Origin of the sequence: Pseudanabaena sp. FACHB-2040, assembly GCF_014696715.1 — a bacterium.
Taxonomy (GTDB): Bacteria; Cyanobacteriota; Cyanobacteriia; order Phormidesmidales; family Phormidesmidaceae; genus JACVSF01.
Map to the genome: position 1 here is coordinate 279,617 of NZ_JACJQO010000010.1, position 19,692 is coordinate 299,308.

A 19,692-nucleotide genomic window follows, 5' to 3' on the forward strand; every position below is an offset into this window, starting at 1 on the left:
CGGCTAACCCTTGTCCAAAATTCGGCTGTGCTGGCGATACTGCTGCGGCGAGCAGCTTTCCTGCTGGCGAAACAGCCGCGTCAGCGAGGCATGATGCTCGTAGCCGACGGTCTGAGCAATTTCCAGAATGGTCAGCTCGCTGTGCGCCAATAGCTCCTTAGCTCTATCCAGCCGCACCTGCTGCAGATAGGCATTGGGCGTTTGCCCCGTCCCTTTTTTGAACCACTCACAGAAGTAGCCCACGGTGTAACCCTCTAGCTGGGCCAAGAACTCTAGGGTGAGCGGCTGGTCGTAGTGGTCAAGGATATGCTGTTGCGATCGCGCTTGAGGGCGGGGCTTTAATCCTCGTGGCATCTGCTGATCCTGCAGCAGGGCAAGGGCATAGTTCGTCAGATGCCTTAGCCCAGTGCTCGGACTCCCCCTGCTCAAATCCTCTCGAATTAGGTTACGCACGGCTCGCCACTGTTCGTTCATACGCTGCTGAATGCAGGCCGATGCCGCAGCTAGAGAATTTGCCTGAACCAAGGCTCTAGGGATATCAAGCACTACGAATTGGTTGGTATTTCTGGCAAAGAAAGAGTGCTGGCAATGGGGCGGCAGGTAGACCAGGCGCGACTCATCTAGAACTAGATCAGCTTCGGGCGTTTCAATAAACAGCTCCCCCTGCAGCGTCAGCAAAAGCTGAGCATAGGGATGATCATGGGTATCGACTAGAGCTGAATAGGTGCGGCACTCGCCCACGAGTTGGTTCATCTTGCCACCGAGCGACAGCAGACACTTCTGTTTTGAACATACCCGATCTCGCTAAACTGAGGGTTTGGTTAGCCTCGCAATTTGCCCCTGCTAATGCCGCCTGCATGTACCTCAAGCACCTTCACCTGAGACACTTTCGTAACTACACCGAGCAGCAGGTTGACTTCAGTGCCCCCAAAACCATCCTGGTAGGGGAAAATGCTCAGGGCAAGTCCAACCTGCTGGAGTCGGTGGAGGTGCTGGCCACGCTCAAGTCGCACCGCACCAGCCGCGACTCAGATCTGATTCGGGAAGGGGCAGCAGTTGGTCAGATCAGCGCCACGGTGCAGCGTGACCTAGGGCCCGCCGACCTTTCTCTAGTCCTCCGAAATGGGGGGCGTCGTACCGCCATTCTCAATGGCGAAAAGCTGCGGCGGCAGCTCGACTTTTTAGGTGCACTCAATGCAGTACAGTTCTCTAGCCTAGACCTAGAGCTGGTGCGGGGCGGTCCAGGAGAGCGACGTACCTGGCTAGACACATTGCTGATGCAGCTTGAGCCCGTCTATGCCCACATCTTGAGCCAGTATAACCAGGCCCTGAAGCAGCGCAATGCCCTAATTCGTCAGACTTATGGGGAGGAGGAAGAGCCTCAGCCAGCGCCCCAGGTAGACGCTACTCAGTTCGCCCTGTGGGATGCTCAACTCGCGGCTCTGGGCACTCGCGTCATCCGGCGGCGGGCCAGGGCCATTGAGCGGCTAGCTCCCCTTGCTCAGGAGTGGCATCGAGCTATCAGCGGCCAAACCGAAGATTTGCAGATTCGCTACCAGCCCAACGTGCCCCTGGAGGAAGATGATCCGGGAATCATTCAGACGGCCTTTCTAGAGAAAATTCGGCTGCGTGCGATCGCAGAGCGACACCAGCGCACCTCCCTCGTTGGCCCCCACCGCGATGACATTGAGTTCACCATCAACGATACCCCTGCCCGCCAATACGGCTCCCAAGGCCAGCAGCGCACCCTGGTCCTAGCCCTCAAGCTGGCCGAACTCAAGTTAATTGATTCAGTTGTAGGCGACCCGCCTCTACTTTTATTAGACGACGTACTAGCCGAACTCGATCTGAAGCGCCAAAACCAGCTTCTAGACGCCATTCAAGATCGCTTTCAAACCCTAATTACCACCACTCACCTAGGCTCATTCGACGCCCAGTGGCTGCAGTCCTCCCAGATCCTCACCGTCCAGAACGGTCAACTTGTTGCTAAATAGTAGATAGAAGACTTACTAACCCCCTTGCACCATGACGGCGACCCTTATTCAAAGTCCAGATCGGGTTTTGCTGCAAAATATTAGCTGGCGAACTTATCAATCTCTAGTACGAGACTTTGAAAATCAGCCTGCGATGCGCCTTACCTATGATCGGGGGTTACTCGAAATTAGAATGCCGCTAGATCCCCACGAAACTTACAAGAAACTACTGGGACGACTGGTTGAAGCATTGACGGAAGAACTGGGGCTAGAGATTCGTAGTCTGGGTTCGAGGACTTGCGATCGCGAAGACCTCGAACGCGGCCTAGAACCCGATCAGTGCTACTACATCCAAAACGAGCCTGCTGTCTGGGATAAAGCCCAGATTGACTTGAGCCAAGACCCACCCCCCGATCTGGCCATCGAAGTAGACATCACCAGTAGCTCAATTGATCGCTTAGCTATCTACACAGCCTTGGGCGTACCCGAAGTTTGGCGCTACAATGGCCAGTCTCTAACAATTTATCGATTAAAACATCAGCAGTATCAGCCCTGTGACTTCAGCCTCGCTTTTCCATTGCTAGCCCGAGCCGATGTTGAGAAATTTTTAACTCTCAGAACAAGCACAAAGGAAAATGCCCTTATTCGCTTATTTCGGGATTGGGTGAGGACTGATTATAGGGGAGAAGAGAGGAGTAAAGATAGAAAGCAGGACCCTCTTCCCTAAACCTCCTGCGGGCACTCCTGCCACAGCGCTGTTGTCTGCCGTAGGCTGCGAAAATCGCCGTTGCCGATAATCAAATGGTCGAGAACGGGCACCCCAAGAACCTGCGCGCCACTAAGCAGTTGCCGGGTCAGGTTGATGTCCTCGGGGCTAGGCTCTAGGCTGCCAGAGGGGTGATTGTGCGCGACGATGCAGCGAACGGCTCCCTGGCGAATCACTTCCCGAAAAATTTCGCGGGGATGTGCCAGGGTTTCAGTAGCGGTGCCGATAGTGATGACTTTGGTGCCTAGCAGTCGATGCTTAATGTCGAGCAACAGCACTGCAAAGCGCTCTTGGGCCTGCCACATCATTTCATGGCTGAGGGCAGCGGCGGCAATGGCTGGATCATCAACCACTGTTTTCTCCAGCGGCTTAGTCTGCAGCACTCGCTTGCCCAGTTCAACCGCCGCGAGAATGGTAGCGGCTTTGGCTGGGCCAATACCGCGCACATTAGTTAAGTCATGGAGAGAGACCTCGCGCAGCATTGCCAGTGGATCTCGCTGGTTTTGGCCCATCTCCTGCAAAATGAGCTGCCCCAGCCCGACTGCAGAGATCTTGCCGGTGCCGGTGCCTAGCAGAATCGCTAGCAGTTCTGCTGCCGCCAGACTCTTGGCTCCGTAGGACTGCATTCGCTCTCGGGGTCGTTCGCTGCTGGGCATGTCCATGACACGGACGTGATAGGTCATGATGTACGCCTGAAAGGTAGAAGGTGCGCCTTGTCTAGTAATCCCTAAACTAGCTGTACACAATCCTCCACAGCCCCTCATGCTTACGAAGCAAGCTCAATTCTGACGCTGATGTAATGCACCATGTGTTTCCAAAGCTTCATTCCCGTCTTTCGATAACGCTTAAGAACTTTGCTGCGCACCAAAGACCCCAATCGGGGGTATGGTTTCTAGGGAAAGAATCTTGCGCTGACTACCCTCTAAACCATGCCAGAAACTAGCCCTGCCGATATTAAAGTTCTCCGCAAGCAGCTCAACCGCTTTAGCTGCCTGAATATACCGCCCGCCTTGAGTGCCCAAGAGCAGGAAGACACCCGTGCCGCTTTGCTGTTGCTCAACGAGCTGTCTGACTACCAGACTCTGGGAATTTGCGCCGACACGCTAGAACAGGGCAAAACGGCAGCAGATGCCTATGTCACGGCCCTGGTTACGCCTGTCAAGATAGATCTCCCGGATCGAGAAGGGCCTGTCTATATCAAGTTTAATACCCTTAAGGGAGCCTGGTATTTAGACAGCTACAGCGGCGGCTCTAGAGGAGTTCTAATCACCTACCACAGCTCTGATGTAGACGAAGTAAATGGTACTTATGGGCCCTTTCCCTTGGATCTATTCAGTTAGTTGAAAGCGGCGTAGAAGCCTGCGCCTAAAAGCCCCATCAGGTAGTGACTAGCCCATGTTCTAGGGCAAAGCGCACTAGCTCAGTGCGGCTGTTGGTCCCCGTTTTGCTGAAGAGGCGGCTGACGTATTTCTCGACGTTGCGAACGCTGGTTTCGAGGCGGCGGGCAATTTCTTTGTTCATCAGGCCCTCGGCCACCAGATCTAGTACGCTCTGTTCGCGCGGTGTGAGGTCAATGCGAATGGGGGAGGGGGTTTTGGCGACATTGCCCCGGTGGCTCAGCATCGCCTTAATTTCTTCGATCTGGCGGGCCATTGTAGCAATGTCGGGGGTATCTGATAGGTCGGGGGACTGGGCAGCCCGACGACCGATTAAGTTGCCTACAATCGCAACTAGCTCCTCTGGGTCAAAAGGTTTGGGCAGGTAAGCATCAGCCCCAGCGTTGTAGCCCTGAATGCGATCGCTCGTCATGCCCCGAGCCGTCAAAAAGACGACCGGCAGCCCCTTAAAGCGAGGATCTTCTCGGACCTGCTTGAGAAACTGGTAGCCATCCACCTGGGGCATCATGATGTCTGAAATCACCACATCCGGTGTCTGCACCTGAAGCAGGTCCCAGCCTTCCTGAGCGTTACTAGCGGCCTGCACCACAAAGCCGCTGTCCTCCAGGTAAGCCTGCACTGCCTCCCGCAGACCAGGTTCGTCATCTACCAGTAATATGTTGCCGCTCGTTTCTGCCATAGTTGGGGCCACTCCCTCATCTATGCTCACTTTAGCGTGTTAATGCCAGGGTGGATGGGTAGGAGGGAGTGGAGGACGCGGGGAGAGGGAGACGCGGGGACACGGGGAGTTAAAGCCTCAAGTTCTTTGCGCCTTTCAAGCTCCCCCATCCCCCCATCACTCCCATCTTCTCCGCGTCCCGCGTCCCCGCGTCCCTACACCGCAGAACGTCCTTCGGCGAAACCAAACTCGACAAAGTGGCGGGTTGCGGCATCTAGATTGCCGCCAAAGGCTGTCTGAAGATCAGCGTATTTGTTCAGGTAGGCATTGGCATCGAACAAGTCTCGCGATCTGCCTTCTTTAGAGCCGAAGACGATGAAGTGTCGGACGGCTTCTGTCAGGTTGTAGCCGTAAGCTTGGATCAGGTCTCCGTGGGAAGCTAGGTATTCATCGGCCTGGAACGTGACGGATCTGCCTTCGCCATAGCCAAACCGAATGTAGTGCTCGGTGACGGCGGTGGGGTCGTAACCGAGGGCGACGACGGTGGGGTTGACCTCGGGGGGGGGGAAGACTGGGAGGGCTACTCTCGGGTCATAGCCGTAGACGTTGATCAGGTCGTCGTAGGAGGCGATGTATTCGCCTTCGGAGAAGGCGTCGATGGCGCGGCCTTCCTTAAAGCCGAAGTTCTCATAGTGGGTTTTGGCGGCTGCCAGGTTGTAGCCAAAAGCCTGAATCAGGTCGGGATGGGAGGCTAAGTAGTCGTCGTAGAGGTCGGGGGTCAAATCGCGCTGTACCGGCAGCACTGCAATTTGGCCTAGGGTAAATTGGGCGCGGGCTTGGTCTGTGTTGTCGCCAAAGAAAATCAGGTTTTTGGCTTCGTAGGGATTGGCCGAGCCGGGGAAGGGCGGATTACTGGTAGCGGGGTCGAAAACGTAGTCTCGCAGTTCGCCTGTGAGAATCCGAACGCCGTTAGCAGATAGAGAGTAAGTATTGCCTGTAAAGCTCACTCGGTAGGTCTTGGTCTGGCTAATCTCTAGCGGCAGGGAACTGGTTTCGCCTTCACCGATGAAGTTGGCATTTTGAGCAAATACCCGATCGGTGCCGTTGCCCTGCTCTTTAAAGCCGAGTTCGATGCTCTTGCTGGGGTCGTTGCTGACAATTAGAGCGCTAAATCCTGCTCTGCCAGCAGCGCTAGATTCTTGCAAAACGGTTAGGTCAAATTCGAGGGTAAATCCTTGTGTGTGGTCGAGGATGGGGAAATTGGGGCTGACTGGCGTTAGCGTAATCGAGCCTAGGTTGAGAGGATTAACGTTAGTCAGATCGATGGTGTAGTTGGTAAACCCGGCATACCCGGTGTTTGCCGTTGCTGAGAGGGTTCTACCTGTAGGGACTTTGGTGCCGCTGGCAATAAATAAAGGCAAGCTGTAACCAACTAGACCATTAAAAACTGACCCGTTGGTGTTGAGTGTGACGCCTGCAGCGCTTTGAGTAGCGGTGGCAAAAAGGCTGGGCACATCAAAAATATCGGTAGTCGGCCCTAGCGGCAGGGGAGAAACGTACAGGGGCGACACCGGCAGCTGCCCGTAGGTTAAAAAGCCCGAAGCGAGGGGATTGGGATTAATAGCCGGATCGTAAATTTTGGGGACAAAAGTTAGGTTTTCCATAGCGATCGCAATTAATTATCAGGCCAATGCAATAAATCGTTAGACCAGACAGACTCCGCCCTGCAAGAGCATTTTATGCACCGTCTGGGGAGGGGACTTGCATTGCCGACCGACTTTATGGATTCTTTAATAATGTTGTCGTCTATACGGTTTTACCCAGGCCAGAACTGCGGTGTTGCTTCGACGGGGTTGGCAGAGCGGCAATTCAGGCGTACACAGCCGAGCCATATATTGTTTGACTTTGCTGACCTTTGCTACTCAGGTGACGCGAATCACAGTAGGATTGTTAAGAGAATCCTCTAAACCCCGACCGGAATACCGGGGTTTATGGCAAGATACTCTATGCCGGTTACAGACCGCGACTGATACGTCCAGATTGAGATCACAGGAAGTTAGATATGGCGCTCCTATTAGGTGACCAGGTTCCCAACTTCACCCAACAAACCTCCGAGGGTGAAATTGATTTTTTTGAGTGGGCTGGCGACAGCTGGGTAGTCCTGTTCTCTCACCCCGCTGACTATACTCCCGTCTGCACCACTGAGTTGGGCAGCGTTGCCAGACTCAAGTCCGAATTTGACAAGCGCGGCGTCAAAGTGATCGCGCTCAGCGTTGATGATGCTGAATCCCACAAGGGCTGGATTGGCGACATCAATGAAACTCAAGGCACCACTGTCAACTATCCCATCATTGCTGATGTGGATAAGAAGGTGTCTGAGCTGTATGACATGATTCACCCCAACGCCAATGCCAAGGTGACTGTGCGCAGCGTGTTTGTGATTGATCCCAGCAAGAAGCTGCGGTTGACCATCACCTATCCCCCCAGCACGGGCCGCAACTTCAACGAGATTCTGCGGGTGATTGACTCTCTGCAGCTGACCGACAATTACAGTGTTGCCACCCCAGTTGACTGGAAAGATGGCGAAGATGTGGTTGTGTCTCCTGCTATTCCCACCGAGGAAGCTAAGCAGAAATTCCCCAAAGGCGTAACTGAAATCAAGCCTTACCTGCGGATGACGCCCCAGCCCAACAAGTAAAGTTGAGCTGAGCAGACTTTAGGGCAGTTTGTGAATTGCTCTATTGGCAAGATTTTCTATAAGAAGGTTCACCTTATGGTGGGCCTTTTTTATTGCCAAGAGATGATGTTTTTGCCGCAGAACTTTAGGGTTGAGCGCCAGTGCCGAACCAGGTTTGCAGATCAATCAAGTAGCGGGCCGCGATCGCACCTCCAATAAAGCCAAATAAATGGCCCGACCAGGAGCGACCCCGCCGCAGCGGCAGCAGCCCCCACAGCGCTCCACCATAGAGAAAACCGACTAGGACGGCAATTGCGATCGCAGTTGGGCTCTGCACAAAATAGCCCCGCAGCAGTAAAAAGCCCAGGTAGCCAAAGACTAGACCGCTGGCCCCTAGATGATTGGTGCGGGGGCGACCCAGCAGCCATACGCCCACACCGCCGACTAACCAAGCGACAGCGGTGACGATTAGGAGAGTATTTAGCCCATCAAATAAAATCAGCGTTCCTAGAATCGCTAGCGGCCCAGTATTAGCCGCTAAGTGCCCCAGATCCCCGTGAAGAAACGGGGCCAGAAGAATGCCGGGCAATCCGCTTAGCTGCCGGGGGCGAATACCGAAGCGATCTAGCGCCCCTCGCAGAAACAGATCCAGGATTTCCAGACCCCACAGCACTGCCAGAAACAGCAGCAGCAGCTGTAGCCCTGGCCGCAGATCGTTTGGCAGAGTGTTGAACCATCGATTTGTGGATACCTGAAGCCAAATCATCGCCATGCCTGAACCTGCATTGCTGCCAAACATTCCATTATTCCAACAAGCGCGGCAGGATTCCAACAAGCGCGGTAGGGGAAAAGCCTTCAGCCTCTTTTTCGGGTACCCGAGCAGGATCTAGGCTCCCAAAGCCCTAATTCTGTAGCCACTGAGCCAGGGTCGGGTCGAGAAACTGCGTCAGCGTCAGCGGGTCGACACCCAAAACGCTGCGCTCTTTAGCTGCAGCGCGGGCGGCCTGGGCATGCCACCAGGCGGCACTGAGAGCGGCGTTTAAGGCTCCTTCAGTAGCTTGATCAGGGTTTTGGGCTGACTGGGCCAGCAGCCCTGCCGCCAGCCCAGTTAGCACATCGCCGCTGCCGCCTCGGGCTAGGGCAGGCGTGCTGGCCGCGAGATACCAGAGCTGGCCTTGGGGGCTAGCAATCGCCGATCGCCCTCCTTTGAGAATGAGCACGGCTCCCGAAGCCTGAGCAGCGGCTAGGGCAGCCGATCCCGCCTCCAACTGCTGCTTGGCAATCTCTGGAAACAGCCGCTTAAATTCGCCGGGATGAGGCGTCAGCAGCGTGGGGGCAGTTCGCTTCGAGAGGGTGGCAGCGGCTCCTTGATCGGCCAGCAGATTCAGGCCATCAGCATCTAGCAGCAGCGGAGCCCCGCTGGCCAGCACCTGATCAACAGCAGTGTGGGCCTGACGAGACAAGCCGGGACCACAGGCAATGGCATTGAATTTGTCTAGGTCCAAGCTGTCGGGGAGATGTGCGATCGCACCCGTCTCTGTCTCCGGGCAGCCCAAGATCAGCGCCTCTGGCAGTTGGGCATGGAACGGGCCGCGCAGGCTTTCGGGAACGGCCAGCGTGACCATGCCCATACCGCTGGCCCGTGCCCCTAGCCCCGCCAGAAAGGCCGCGCCCCCGTACTGCCGAGACCCCGCAACCAGCAGTAGATGACCTACTCGATATTTGTGGGTAGCGGGGGGACGGGGCAGAGGGAGCCTTGCGATCGCAGCCTCTGACGTCAGTCGCTGCACCACTGGCGACTGTCCCAAAACGGCTTCTATATCGGCAGTCGGAATGCCGAAATCAATCAGCTCCACCTCTCCCAGGTAAGGCAGCGCTTCGTCCTGAAAAAAGGCCCGCTTCCAAAGGCCCAAGCAGAGGGTATGTGTAGCGCAAAGGGCAGTGCTCAATACCGCTCCCGTATCAGTCTGCAGGCCCGAAGGCAAGTCAATGCTGATCTTGGGCTGGGGCCACGCATTAAGGGTTGCCACCGTCTCGGCCAGGTCTCCCTCAATGTCTCGCTCCAAGCCAAAGCCAAACAACCCGTCAACTAAAGCGTTGCAATCTTGCAGAGCCGCCACATTCTCAACAAAAGGAATGCCCAGGCTGGCCGCATAGCGGGCATGTTGCTCAGTTAGCTCTTTTAGTCGAGAAAAGGGCGCATGTACCTGCACCCGGTAACCATTTAGGTGCAGCTCGCGGGCCACTACTAGCGCATCGCCGCCGTTGTGCCCCGGCCCAGCCAAAACACCGATTTGAGGAAAGGTTGACTGGGGAAAGTGAGCCCTAATCCACTGAGCGATCAGACCCGCCACTTTTTCCATCAGGGCTGCCACCGGCATTCCTGCCGCAAAAATGCGCGCTTCAATTTGGCGCATCTGATCTGCTGTAACAACAGCCCGATGAATCAGGGGGGAGGGCAGCTGCCCGATTGAGCCAGCATTAAACCAGCGCTCCTGCCCTACCGCCTTCATACTCTACGGTTCATAAACAACCCGGCTAGAGCCATAGCCCGCCTCTCGGAAATAGCCTCGCCAGCGCTCGGCTAGCCCTCGGTCGTTGAAAGGCCCTACTGCCACATTAGGACCCAGTCGGCTCTGGCGCTGCTGTACTCGGTCGGCAGGTGTGCCCAGCTCAACCAAGCGGCTGCTAATTGCCGGCAAGTCCTGAGTCGCCGCCGGAATCACCACGTAAAATGGCGCTCCTGCCGTGGCGGGAGGCACTACAGCAGCGGTCGTAGGCGGACTAGAAGGCGGCAGCGGCATCTCATTACCAGAGGTGGGGCCAGAGTAGACGCTAGGAGGCTGGCCAAACTCAACATTTGGGGCTGCGGCAGTAGGAACTGTGGGGACAGGAACTACAGGGATCGATCCTTGAGGCCCCGGCACAACAGGCAGAGGCGGCAGCTCTCCAGAGCTAATGTAGGCGGTGGGTGGCGGAGTAGGTAGCTGCCCATAGGTAGGCACTACCGCACCCACCTGGGCAATCTGCGCCCCAATTCCCTGACTACTCAGCGTACTGACCTGCTGTTGGGCATTTTGATAGACGCTGTAGCGACCCACCTGAATCACCGACTGTCCCTGATGACTTGTTTCAAAAGCCTCCGGCTCAATCGAACGCAGCTGATCGAGCAATAGCGGATCGCTACCAGAAACGTAGACAATATACTGCTCTCCCGTGGGCAGCCCCCCAGCATTGGCATAGGCATTAGGGGTAGGGGGGGGAGCCGGATAACTGGGCACCTCGAGGCCGAGCCCAGGCGTGGGTGGGGACACGTCGTAGACCTGAGCCAGCATCGTGGCGGCTGACTGGGCAGCTGACTGGGCACTGGCTTCAGTTTGGCTGAGAGAAACCGTTCCGCCTGTCAGCAGCATCAGAGCCAAAACAGGAGTCATTGAAGGAATCAGGCCCGAGTGACAGCGCCCAGGGTGCTGCCGGTGAGACGCTAGAATGAGAGAGGTTTTCATCATGATCCTGCCCAACAAATGGAGGGGGTTGGTGTTAGAAAAGCGCGTTTGCCCGCAGATCTAGCGAAGCCTCGTCGATGGCAAAACGAGCTGATGCGAAACTGCTAGACTATTCCTTGGCCAAATCCATTGCTGGAGTTTGTCTTAGGAAAAGCTCTAGATCCCAAGGTGGACTCCGAACTGAACCCCACACAAATTCTGTAGTGAATTTAGTGTGGACGAACGTTAGGATAGAAACTTTCTCGGAAAATTTCCATACTTTTTGGCAGAATGGAAAAAATTGTGGTCGGTCTTTCCGGCGGAGTCGATAGCTCCGTCGCTGCAGCAGTCCTGCACCAGCAGGGGTACGACGTCATTGGACTCACCCTATGGCTGATGAAGGGCAAGGGACAGTGCTGTTCTGACGGCATGGTAGATGCCACGCGGCTCTGTGATGAGCTGGGCATTCCGCACCACATCGTTGATAGCCGAGAGGTCTTTCAGCGCTACATCATTGACTATTTGGTAAGCGGTTACCAGCAGGGGGTAACGCCTCTGCCCTGCTCTCAGTGCAACCGGGCCGTGAAGTTTGGGCCAATGCTGCAGTATGCCCGTGAGGAACTGGGGGCAGAGCGCATTGCCACAGGTCACTATGCCCGCATTACTCAAGACCTTGAAACAGGCCGCTACCAGCTGCGCCGCGCCGTTGACCCTAGCAAGGATCAGTCCTACTTTTTATACGATCTGACGCAGGAGCTGCTGGCAGGTTCGCTGTTTCCCCTGGGTGAGCAGCCCAAGACTGAAACCCGCCGGATGGCGGCTGAACTGGGCCTACACACGGCAGCCAAGCCCGACAGCCAGGATCTGTGTTTGATTGAGCATCACGGCTCGATGCAGTCTTTTCTAGACAAGTATCTGGCTCCTAAACCCGGCGATATTGTTGATACTCAGGGCCGGGTTTTGGGTCAGCATACCGGCATTCACCATTACACCGTTGGTCAGCGTAAGGGCTTGGGCATTGCGTCATCCCATCCCTTGTACGTCGTAGGCTTTGATGTGGGCCGCAATCAGGTGATTGTGGCTGATCGGGAAGTGGCTCACTGGCTTGAGTGTACGGTCAACCAGGTGAACTGGGTTTCTGTCGCAGCGCCTGCAACGCCTATTCGAGTGACGGTGCAGATCCGCTATCGCACTCAGCCGGTGGGCGCGACTCTGTTCCCGCTGCCTGCGGAGTCGGGGATCACCGATCGGGCACGAATTTTGTTTGATGAGCCGCAGTTTGGGGTCACCCCTGGCCAGGCAGCGGTCTGGTATAGCGAGGATATCGTTTTGGGCGGCGGCCTGATCGAACCTTTTGTGGGGGCTGCCCCGGCTCAAGGCGTTCCCACTCACGAGCAAACCGGCGTGCGCTAGGCTTGAGCCAAAGCCGGGCGACTGCAGCGGTTTTATATCTCTCCAAAGTGCCTGCTCAAAAATTAGCAGGGGCTTTGGGGTGACAAGGGTACCGTTGTGTATTTTTATGAATTAGTAGGGATTGCTAGGGGCACTGCCTTTTGCGATCGCATCCCCCATGTCTGCTCAATACGCGGAGCAGAGAGACGAGGTTGTTTTTGTTAGGGAGGTTTGGAAGATGGCTATCCAGGATGGGATTGCTCCCCACGGTGGCACGTTAGTTAACCGCATTGTGACGGCAGAGCAGCGCACAGTTTTCCTGGAGAAGGCAGACTTCCTGCCCCGGGTAACGCTGGATGAACGGGCTTTTTCGGATCTGGCCATGATTGCCATTGGCGGCTTTAGCCCGCTCACTGGCTTTATGGAACAGGCAGACTACGACACGGTTGTGACCGATATGCGCTTGGCCAACGGCTTGCCCTGGTCGGTGCCTGTTACCCTGTCGGTGTCAGAAGAGGTGGCTGCGCCTCTAGCAGAGGGCAGTCTGGTGCGCCTAGACGATGCCTCTGGCCGCTTTGTAGGTGTGCTGGAGCTGACCCAAAAGTACACCTACGACAAGGTTCGAGAAGCTACCCACGTCTATCGCACCGACGAAGACAAGCACCCCGGCGTCAAAGTGGTCTATGCTCAGGGACCGATCAACCTGGCTGGGCCAGTCTGGCTGCTGCAGCGCGACGCCCATCCTCTGTTTCCCAACTACCAAATCGACCCAGCCGCTTCCCGCGCCCTATTCAAAGAGCGGGGCTGGCGAACGGTGGTGGGCTTTCAGACCCGTAACCCCATTCACCGAGCCCATGAGTACATTCAAAAGTGTGCCCTGGAAACAGTAGATGGGCTGTTTTTGCATCCCCTGGTCGGGGCCACCAAGGAAGACGACATCCCGGCAGACGTGCGGATGCGCTGCTACGAGATCATGATGGAGCACTACTTCCCTCAGGACCGCGTAATTCTTGCCATTAATCCTTCGGCAATGCGCTACGCTGGTCCTAGAGAGGCTATCTTCCATGCCCTGATTCGGAAGAACTATGGATGCACCCACTTTATCGTGGGCCGCGACCATGCTGGGGTTGGCGACTACTACGGCACCTATGACGCTCAATACATCTTTGATGAATTTGAGCCAGGGGAACTGGGCATTGCGCCGATGAAGTTTGAACACGCCTTTTACTGCACCCGCACAAGCGGCATGGCGACGACCAAAACCAGCCCCAGCACTCCAGAAGAACGCATCCATCTGTCTGGTACCAAGGTGCGAGAAATGCTCCGCCGGGGCGAACTGCCGCCCCCTGAGTTTTCCCGGCCCGAGGTAGCGGCAGAACTGGCTAAGGCCATGCGGGTAGCCCAGGAAGTCTAGCAATAGGGATAGTGGCAATCCGGTGGGACTGGGACGACGATCGTTTCTGCAACGGCTGAGTCTGGCGCTAACAGCGTTGGGAGTAGGGGAAGCGACGGTTTCGCGTTGGGCCGTACAGTATCAGGCGGCCCTAGCCCAGCCCACCCCCCGCAAGCTGGCTCTCCTAATTGGCATCGACCAATACTCTAACCAGGTGGTTGATCCGGCCCTGCAGGAGGTGGCACTGCGGGGCGCAATTACAGATGTGGAGCTGCAGCGAGAGCTGCTGATCTACCGCTTTGGATTTCAGCCTCAAGATATTTTGACGCTAACGAATGCGGGGGCTACTCGGCAGCGGCTGCTAGAGGCTGTTGAGTCTCACCTGATCCAGCAGGCGCAATCGGGCGATCTGGTGCTGCTCCACTTCAGCGGCTACGGTAGCCAGGTGCAGATTGAGGGCGAGCCTGACCTGCGGCGCAGCCTGGTGCCGGTAGACGGAATTTTGCCCACCGAGGAAAACCCCGAGGTGCGAGACCTGCTGCAGGATGAGCTGGGGGTTTTGTTGCGATCGCTCAAGACGAACCATCTCACGACTTTGCTCGATGCGGGCTACCGCGACTTGGGGCAGGTGCGCTGGGGCACGCTGCGGGTACGATCGCGCCCCACCATCCCCACCGGAATTGTGGCCGATGAGAGATTGGCGGCCCTGCCTGACAACGAGTCTGGTCGGAACTGGCCGGGGCTGCTGCTGCGGGCAGCGACTCCAGATCGGCTGGCGCTGGAGGGAGACTGGTCGGGCTTTAGCGCTGGGGCTTTTACCTATGCTCTCACCCAAACCCTTTGGGAAACGCTGCCCTCCACGTCGCTGCACGTGGTTTTTGACCGAGTGCAGGAGCAGGTGCAGCGGTGGACAGGGCCTGATCAGCTGCCAGAGTTGACCGGCAATCGGCGGGCAGAGACGGACCTGATCCCCTACCATCTGCCCCCTCTACGTCCTGGTGCTGACGGCATTATTACCGGAGTCAATGCGGAGAGCGGCACTGTGAGCCTGTGGATGGGTGGGTTATCGGCAGATGTCTTGGAGCATCTGCAGTCCGGATCTAGGCTACTGATGGCAGCGGCCTCCGATGTTCCTGGAGAACCGAGAAGGGCCAACACCGAGCTTATCGTCCAGAGCCGCACCGGGCTAGCAGCGGCGGCAAAAATCGACGACCAGCTGGGAGAGCTGCCTCAGTCGGGCCTGTCAGTTTACGAGCAGGTGCGACTCCTGCCGCGGCACCTAGATTTGATTGTGGCTCTCGACCCTAATCTGGAGCGAATTGAGCGGGTCGACGCCACCAGCGCCCTGTCGGGCATTCCCTTTGTCTCATTTACCCCAGCCGGGGAGCAGCCCGCTGACTGTCTGTTTGGCCGCTTGCCCAAGCCTGGATCAGCGACCCTTACTGCGGCGCTGCCCAATGCAGCCAATGGCCTAGTGGTGACGGAAACCCCTGATCAGGGCCTAGAGCGCAGCTACGGCCTGTTTGCACCTAATCGCACGCTGGTGCCGGGGACTTTGATTGCCCGAGGAGAAGCGGTCAAGACGGCAGTCACTCGGCTGACGCCCCATCTACAGTCTCTGCTGGCCGTGAAGCTACTGCGGCTGACCAGCAACCCTTACTCTTCTCAGCTAGCAGTGCGCGTCTCGCTAGAATCGACCTATCCCCAGGAGCGACTGCTGACCCAGTGGGAAACGTTGCGATCGCCCTCGGTTTTGCCTAAGGCCCGCTTGGCCAAGATCACCGGTACCGAAAAGGCATCCCTGCAAGTTGCTCGGGACGATCGTCTGCGCTATCGCATCAGCAACTTCACTGACCAAGCGTTGTTTATGGCGCTGGTCAGCGTAGATAGCCGGGGACAGTTTCTGGTGCTGATGCCTGATGTGCCTGACTCTCGACCTCTGGAGGAACGCCAAACGGCATTAGCCGAAAGCTCACTCTTGCCTCCTGGCGAGACCCGCGCCCTGCCTGGACAGATCGAAGATTGGGGAGTTCCCGCAACGGTTAGCTGGGTAGAGACGTTCTTAGTGTTCAGCCGTGCCCCATTCCATAAAACTTGGGAATTGCTGGCTGAGAAAGACGGTGAGGTAGCTCAGCAGCAGAGACTGCACAAGCTTAACCAGCCGCTTAAGTTAACCCGAGCTTTACTGGCAGATTTACATGAGGGGGCAGTGACCCACGATCCTACCCTGGCCTTTACTGACCAGTACAGTCTGCACTCCGCTACCTGGGCTACGCTGAGCTTCCGCTATCCAGTACTCCTATAGTCGTCTTCAGGGGGTGGTTGGGTTATCTCGAAGGAGAGGCTACGCCAATGCAAGCTCGACACCAACGTACGGAAAAGGACTAGACACACGACTACAAATTTAGGGTTCTGTTCAAAACCGGATAGCCAAAAGGCCCAATGCCCCTCCCAGGCCCAAGCCCAACACAGCAGTCGCCGCCAAGATCAAACAAGCTTGAGTGCGCTTGAACGGAGCAACTAGCCGATCGCCAGTGCGAGCAGTCACGACGGCGCATAGTCCGGCCAACAGAAGCGCTGTCAGGCTCAGCAGCATCACTTCCAAAGCGGCCCGAGGGATTTCTGTCTCCTCTAGGTCTGGACTGCCGAAAAAGTTGAGAGCAGCAGAGAGGGCGACGGTCAAGGCCGCTGCGCCGACAATACCCAGCAAAATCATGAGGCTGCTGGGTAATCCACGAAGCCGCTGCAGCGCCTGAGGGCCAACCAGGGCCACAGACTGCAGGAGAATCCCGGCCAGAGCCACGGTCCAAATCCAGTAGGGCACTGGAGAAGCTGCCAGAGTTAGACCTACAGATCCATAGAGCAGTAGGGTCGCTGTCAGCCAGAGCCACGGTGTAGGGGTGGCGTTGGCCTGGTCTATAAGCCGTTTCCAGCCAGGTGCAGAGCGTTTTCTCCGGGTTGGCGGTTTCATAAAGCGGGATAAGACTGGGAAGGGTTGGGCAGAAGGGTAGACGGAAGGTTCAGGGATTGAGTTGCCAGCAGGCTTAAGGTTAAATCTAACCTTAAGAATCAGGCACAGCCAAATTTGGTTTACTCGCGGCCTTTATTGGACTCTGCCACCTTCTTGGGGAGGTTGAGAAAATAGATCGAATGAACCTGCTCTTGGAAGGGAACGAATGCCGCAGGGGTGGGCGCAGCTAAGGTCAGCATTTGCTGATGTTTTAGCCAATAACCAGAAGATTTAGCTCAGCGAGAAGAACAAATCTGCTGACTCTGCTTGTCCCACGGTCTGAAAATGCCATAATCAAGCAATCGCTTTGGCGAGGATGGGTCAATCCTATGCCCTCTGGGAGTTTCAGGTATTAATGAGTCTTCCCTTTGTTGCACTGATACAGGGCCTTTTGGCGGCATCCAGCCTGTTGGTGGGGGCCATTTTGGGTATTGGTTGGCAGCCTGCGCGGGCTTTTACCGCAGCTATTATGGCTTTTGGCAGCGGTACTTTGCTGTCTGCGATCGCATTTGACATCACCCTGCCCGTTTTTCGCCAAAATGGCTTTTGGCCGCTGGTAGTGGGCTTTGCCCTAGGCGGTACGCTGTTTACCGTGATCGTCGGCTACATTGATGCGCGGGGCGGTTTTATCCGGCACCCGTCTTCCTCTCGTCGCTTTCTCTACCAGCACCGGCAGGAGGAAGCCTCAGAAGTGCTAGATCGAATCGAGCATATCGAAATGCTCCACAGCCTGTCTCCTGCAGAAATGCAGGCTATTATCCCGCTGCTGAAGTCGCTCAATGTAGACCAGGGCACGGTTCTCTGTCAGGAAGGGGCTCCCGGCGATGCCCTGTTTTTAATCGTCGATGGCGAGGCCGAAATTTTTAAGGGTCTCAAAAAAATGGCGGTACTGGGGCCAGGAGAAATGTTTGGCGAGATGGCCCTACTCACCGGAGAAGAGCGATCGGCTACGGTAAAGGCCCGCACGCCGATGGAGCTCTACGAGCTAGATAAGGTCGATTTTGATGCCATGCTGACCCACTCTCCCCAGCTAGCCAGCGGGCTCAGTCGCATTCTGGCGCGACGACTGCGGGAGACCACCCAGAGCACGGCCAAGCGTGTTGAGTCGGACGATCAGTGGCGGCAGCGGGTGCTCGACAGCGTCGAAGTAGACATTCCCCTGTCTGAGGAGAATTTTCAGCAGCTGGCAAAAAGTTCGGCCCCGCTGGCAATCTTGGTCGGCACTCTGATGGACAACATTCCCGAAGCTTTGGTTATCGGCTTCAATGCTGGGGTGGGTAACGTCAGTGTGTCATTTCTGATGGCCGTGTTCATTTCGAACATTCCTGAAGCGCTCTCTAGCTCCATTGGCATGAAGCAGGCAGGCAACTCCTCGCGGCAAATTTTGGCTCTGTGGAGTGGAGCGGTGCTGTTGAGTGGTCTGATTGCGATGGCAGGTAGCCTGGCTATGAACCTGACTAGCCCGTGGATGGTTGCGATCGCACAGGCTACCGCAGGCGGTGCTATCCTCGCAATGCTCTCTAGCACCATGATGCCCGAAGCCTACGAGCTGGGCGGCGGCTCTATTACCTTCTCCACTATTGCTGGTTTTTTGGTGGGCTTTTGGGTCACTTCCTTCTCGCTGTAGGGTGGTTCAACGCGCTCATCTTCTACAGCAAGCTAAATTCTTCCATTGCTGGTAAAAAATTGCGGTTTTCGTGACCTGACTGGCTCAGCTTGAGCAGCGCAAACCGTTGAATTGGCAGCAGTTTTTCCCACTCAGCCAGAGAGATAGGATGCCCCACTTCATCTGCTTTGGCCTGCACTGGCTCAGGAATGGCGTCTTCAGCTAGCCAGGGCGGGCTGGGGTCGATGGGCAGTTCTTTTGCAGGTTCTCCCGTATGGCGAGTCACCAAGTCTTGCAGGTAGTCTCGGTAGGCTTGAGCCTCTTCAGCGGTTGAGCAGGGTCTTTGTGTTAATGCTTGGCGTTCTGTCTGAGTGAACTGGTGCCAGTGGGGCAGCTTCAGCTTTACCCCGCAGGTATCAAGCTTCATTCGCACCTGCATGGGAATGCAGCGTAGAGACTCGACAAAGTCGGCCTCAAATTGAAAAAAATCAGATGTCATTGCGATCGCACTTGTCAGCAGACCATTTTAAACTTTAAAGCTGGGAGATTAATTGCGATTGCGCCACTGAACCGCAGATTGCACACAGATCCCCGTCAGCAAGGGGGCAAACTAACGGTCTAAATCAGCGGTAGCAGGAATAGCCGCTGGGCATCACTCAATCAAATACCTGCTTTGATGGGCACGGGCTGTGCCCTTTGCCCCATCCTACGATTCTGCTGTAATGTCGGGTCGGTCAAGCGTAACGCTTTGTTTGGTGCGTGTGCGGATCGCTTCAATGTGCCGAACGGTTAATCTCCCAGCCGTGTGCGGAGTAATCCATTCCCTGGCTTAGCTTTTCTCGTGCCGAAGGAAGCGCCCATATGATTTGCGGCGGAGTCGACATTCGCGTTGCCTTGCGGTCAAGCCACCCTCGGAGCCTCCTCCACCATCTTTGGGTCACTGGTGGAGGAGGCTCGTACCGACCACCGATCCACCCAAAATTTGACACCACAAGCAAGGCAGTATCCCGGTCCCAGTAAGAATTAAGGATCGGGAGCGTGTCCCTCTCTGCCTGAGAATAAGGATGGCATCGAGTCTGTAAGCTCAAGTGAATCACAGCTTGGCTAGATCGAAAAAATGGCACGGTGGGATCAGCTCCAGAAACTTGCTCTGTCCATCCCCCCCACGGATCAGCTATTGCAACTTCCCCACTACCTTCAGTCAACAATGGTAGGTAGTAAGGAATAGTAATGGTTAAGAACGCAAAGAGGCATTGTAATGATGCACAAAATACCAAATTGCACCAACGTGGTTACTCAACTTTTTGGAGAACGACAAGGTCTTACGAACTAAGC

Annotated in this window: 17 protein-coding genes and 1 pseudogene; 8 read left to right on the forward strand and 10 right to left on the reverse strand. The window is 56.0% G+C overall.

Annotation, left to right across the window (positions count from 1 at the left end):
* Positions 1-3: 3 nt before the first annotated feature.
* On the reverse strand, positions 4-753 hold the full coding sequence (locus tag H6G13_RS13950) for an AraC family transcriptional regulator (protein ID WP_190483818.1): 750 nt from the start codon (positions 751-753) through the stop codon (positions 4-6).
* Between the two features lie 104 nt (positions 754-857).
* Here H6G13_RS13950 and recF point away from each other — a divergent pair, with 104 nt between their 5' ends.
* Positions 858-1,994, forward strand: a complete 1,137-nt coding sequence (gene recF / locus H6G13_RS13955) for a DNA replication/repair protein RecF (RefSeq protein WP_190483819.1) — start codon at positions 858-860, stop codon at positions 1,992-1,994.
* Between the two features lie 31 nt (positions 1,995-2,025).
* Positions 2,026-2,700: a Uma2 family endonuclease gene (locus H6G13_RS13960; RefSeq protein ID WP_190483820.1), complete on the forward strand. Its 675-nt coding sequence runs from the start codon at positions 2,026-2,028 to the stop codon at positions 2,698-2,700.
* Here the strand turns inward: H6G13_RS13960 and radC are convergent.
* A complete protein-coding gene (gene radC / locus H6G13_RS13965; protein ID WP_190483821.1) occupies positions 2,697-3,422 on the reverse strand; it encodes a DNA repair protein RadC in 726 nt (241 codons plus the stop codon). The genes H6G13_RS13960 and radC overlap by 4 nt on opposite strands.
* 246 nt (positions 3,423-3,668) lie before the next feature.
* Between radC and H6G13_RS13970 the strand changes: the two genes are divergently transcribed.
* Positions 3,669-4,079, forward strand: coding sequence for a DUF1824 family protein (locus H6G13_RS13970; RefSeq protein ID WP_190483822.1), 411 nt, complete (start codon positions 3,669-3,671; stop codon positions 4,077-4,079).
* A gap of 37 nt (positions 4,080-4,116) precedes the next feature.
* On the opposite strand, the gene H6G13_RS13975 is transcribed toward H6G13_RS13970, so the two are convergent.
* Together H6G13_RS13975 and H6G13_RS13980 are read right to left on the reverse strand one after the other, a co-directional pair.
* Positions 4,117-4,815 (reverse strand): response regulator transcription factor, encoded by a 699-nt coding sequence (locus H6G13_RS13975; protein ID WP_190483823.1) that lies wholly within the window; start codon positions 4,813-4,815, stop codon positions 4,117-4,119.
* Positions 4,816-5,009: 194 nt separating this feature from the next.
* Positions 5,010-6,458: a hypothetical protein gene (locus H6G13_RS13980; protein ID WP_190483824.1), complete on the reverse strand. Its 1,449-nt coding sequence runs from the start codon at positions 6,456-6,458 to the stop codon at positions 5,010-5,012.
* Between the two features lie 398 nt (positions 6,459-6,856).
* Between H6G13_RS13980 and H6G13_RS13985 the strand changes: the two genes are divergently transcribed.
* On the forward strand, positions 6,857-7,492 hold the full coding sequence (locus H6G13_RS13985) for a peroxiredoxin (RefSeq protein ID WP_190483825.1): 636 nt from the start codon (positions 6,857-6,859) through the stop codon (positions 7,490-7,492).
* A gap of 124 nt (positions 7,493-7,616) precedes the next feature.
* Here H6G13_RS13985 and H6G13_RS13990 read toward each other — a convergent pair whose 3' ends face one another.
* The 3 genes from H6G13_RS13990 to H6G13_RS14000 all read right to left on the reverse strand — a co-directional run bounded on the left by H6G13_RS13990 (position 7,617) and on the right by H6G13_RS14000 (position 10,980).
* The gene (locus H6G13_RS13990) at positions 7,617-8,270 is read right to left on the reverse strand and encodes a rhomboid family intramembrane serine protease (RefSeq protein ID WP_242028307.1); all 654 of its coding nucleotides are present in this window, start codon (positions 8,268-8,270) and stop codon (positions 7,617-7,619) included.
* A 103-nt stretch (positions 8,271-8,373) separates the two neighbouring features.
* On the reverse strand, positions 8,374-9,984 hold the full coding sequence (locus H6G13_RS13995) for an NAD(P)H-hydrate dehydratase (RefSeq protein ID WP_190483826.1): 1,611 nt from the start codon (positions 9,982-9,984) through the stop codon (positions 8,374-8,376).
* Between the two features lie 3 nt (positions 9,985-9,987).
* Positions 9,988-10,980, reverse strand: coding sequence for a hypothetical protein (locus H6G13_RS14000; RefSeq protein WP_190483827.1), 993 nt, complete (start codon positions 10,978-10,980; stop codon positions 9,988-9,990).
* Between the two features lie 267 nt (positions 10,981-11,247).
* Between H6G13_RS14000 and mnmA the strand changes: the two genes are divergently transcribed.
* The 3 genes from mnmA (at position 11,248) to H6G13_RS14015 (ending at position 16,046) form a co-directional block, all read left to right on the forward strand.
* Complete coding sequence (gene mnmA / locus H6G13_RS14005) at positions 11,248-12,369, forward strand: tRNA 2-thiouridine(34) synthase MnmA (protein WP_190483828.1); 1,122 nt, start codon at positions 11,248-11,250, stop codon at positions 12,367-12,369.
* 217 nt (positions 12,370-12,586) lie between these two features.
* Positions 12,587-13,762, forward strand: coding sequence for a sulfate adenylyltransferase (gene sat / locus H6G13_RS14010; RefSeq protein ID WP_190483829.1), 1,176 nt, complete (start codon positions 12,587-12,589; stop codon positions 13,760-13,762).
* 22 nt (positions 13,763-13,784) lie between these two features.
* Complete coding sequence (locus H6G13_RS14015) at positions 13,785-16,046, forward strand: caspase family protein (protein WP_190483830.1); 2,262 nt, start codon at positions 13,785-13,787, stop codon at positions 16,044-16,046.
* A gap of 111 nt (positions 16,047-16,157) precedes the next feature.
* Here H6G13_RS14015 and H6G13_RS14020 read toward each other — a convergent pair whose 3' ends face one another.
* Complete coding sequence (locus tag H6G13_RS14020; protein WP_190483831.1) at positions 16,158-16,712, reverse strand: hypothetical protein; 555 nt, start codon at positions 16,710-16,712, stop codon at positions 16,158-16,160.
* A gap of 394 nt (positions 16,713-17,106) precedes the next feature.
* Here H6G13_RS14020 and H6G13_RS14025 point away from each other — a divergent pair, with 394 nt between their 5' ends.
* On the forward strand, positions 17,107-18,378 hold the full coding sequence (locus H6G13_RS14025; protein ID WP_190483856.1) for a cyclic nucleotide-binding domain-containing protein: 1,272 nt from the start codon (positions 17,107-17,109) through the stop codon (positions 18,376-18,378).
* Positions 18,379-18,400: 22 nt separating this feature from the next.
* Here H6G13_RS14025 and H6G13_RS14030 read toward each other — a convergent pair whose 3' ends face one another.
* On the reverse strand, positions 18,401-18,856 hold the full coding sequence (locus H6G13_RS14030) for a nitrate reductase associated protein (RefSeq protein WP_190483832.1): 456 nt from the start codon (positions 18,854-18,856) through the stop codon (positions 18,401-18,403).
* 735 nt (positions 18,857-19,591) lie between these two features.
* Positions 19,592-19,692 (reverse strand): annotated as a pseudogene (locus H6G13_RS14035) (IS1 family transposase); the annotation flags it as partial.